The organism is Alcanivorax sp., from assembly GCF_014762765.1.
Classification (GTDB): Bacteria; Pseudomonadota; Gammaproteobacteria; order Pseudomonadales; family Alcanivoracaceae; genus Alcanivorax.
Genome location: NZ_JABURH010000006.1, coordinates 1 through 1826, shown reverse-complemented (window position 1 = coordinate 1826; position 1826 = coordinate 1). Strand labels below are relative to the sequence as shown.

Genomic DNA, 1826 nt, shown 5'->3' with positions numbered 1-1826 from the left:
GTCTCCACCTTCCACAACCTGGGTCTGCGCATTCTCAAGTCGGAGCTGAAAGCCTGTGGCCTGCGCAATGGCTTCTCCATTCTCGATGGCGCCGACAGCAAGGAGATTCTCAAAGAGATCCTGCACCAGGGCGAATCGGAGCGGGACCTGGACGCCGTGGATGTGATCCACAAGCGCATTTCCGACTGGAAGAACTCCCTGGTGCTGCCGGAGGAAGCGGTGAGCACTGCCGAGACCGACGAGGACCTGCGCGCCGCCATGGCCTACGGCGGCTACGACCGCATGTTGCGGGTCTGCAACGCAGTGGATTTCGATGACCTGATCCTGATGCCGGCACGCATGTTCCGCGAACAGCCGCGCATCCTGGAAAAGTGGCGTAACCGCATCCAGTACCTGCTGGTGGACGAATATCAGGACACCAACGGCGCCCAGTACGAAATGGTGAAAATGCTCACCCTGCCAGGAGGCAAGTTCACCGTGGTGGGCGATGACGACCAGTCCATCTACGCCTGGCGCGGTGCCCGTCCGGAAAACCTGGCGCAACTGCAGCAGGACTGGCCGACCTTGAAAGTGGTCAAGCTGGAGCAGAATTACCGCTCCACCGGCCGCATCCTGAAAGCCGCCAATACGGTGATCGCCAACAACCCCCACGAGTTTGAAAAAAGCCTGTGGTCCGACTATGGCTACGGCGAGCCGATTCGTTTTTCCGCCCTGCGCGATGAAGAAGCAGAAACCGAATGGATCGCCAGCGACATCTTTCACCGTCGACTTCAACAGGGTCTGAAGTGGAAAGACTTTGCGGTGCTGTATCGCGGTAATTTCCAGTCACGCATTCTGGAAATGAAACTGCAGAGCCTGTCGATTCCCTACAAGGTGTCGGGCGGAAAAAGTTTTTTCTCGCGCAGCGAGATCAAGGACCTGATGTGCTACCTGCGTCTTCTGGTGAATCCAGATGATGACAACGCCTTCCTGCGTATCATCAACACCCCGCGCCGGGAAATCGGCCCGGCCACCCTGGAAAAACTTGCCACCTGGGCCTTGAAGCGGGAACAGGGGCTTTACCATGTCTGTGATGATATTGCCCTCAGCGAAGTCATGAATCCCAAGTCAGCCGAGAAGCTGCAGAAGTTCAAGGCCTGGCTGGATGCCAAGCGTCAGTTCTGTTTCGGCCACAACAGCCTGCAGGCAGTGACCGAACTGATCTCTGACATGGATTACGAAGGCTGGCTGATGCAGAACGCCTCCAGCCCGCGCATCGGTGAAAAAAATATCGAGAATATCTGGCAACTGGTGCGCAGCATCGAACGTATGCTGGAAAAACAGGAAGACGAAGAAGACGGGGCCAGCGACCTGGAAGCGGTAATCAAGAAACTGGTACTGCTGGATATGCTCGAACAGCAACAGGAAGAAGACGATTCCGACCGGGTGCAATTGATGACCCTCCACGCCTCCAAGGGTCTGGAGTTCCCCCACGTTTACATGATGGGCGTGGAAGAGGAATTTCTTCCCCATCGCACCAGCATCGAAGAAGACAACATCGTCGAAGAACGCCGGCTGATGTACGTGGGCATCACCCGCGCCCGAGAAACCCTGGCCATGACCCAGGCGCTGACCCGCAAACAGTACGGCGAGAAAATCGACACCACCGCCAGCCGCTTCGTGGACGAAATGCCCCAGGACGATATCGACTATCTGGGCATCGGCATTCAGAAGGATGAAGCGAAGGAAGATGCGGTGGCAGAAGCCAGCATCGCCAACCTTCGGGCGTTGCTGGATTGAACCTTACCACCCCCTTTCCGTAGGAGCGTCGCTCGCGGCGCGATACC

Annotated in this window: 1 protein-coding gene; it reads left to right on the top strand. The window is 57.3% G+C overall.

Annotation, left to right across the window (positions count from 1 at the left end; genetic code table 11):
* A partial coding sequence (locus tag HUJ17_RS00060; RefSeq protein ID WP_290508803.1) for a 3'-5' exonuclease occupies positions 1–1779 on the top strand: 1779 nt, incomplete at its 5' end.
* Positions 1780–1826: the final 47 nt, after the last annotated feature.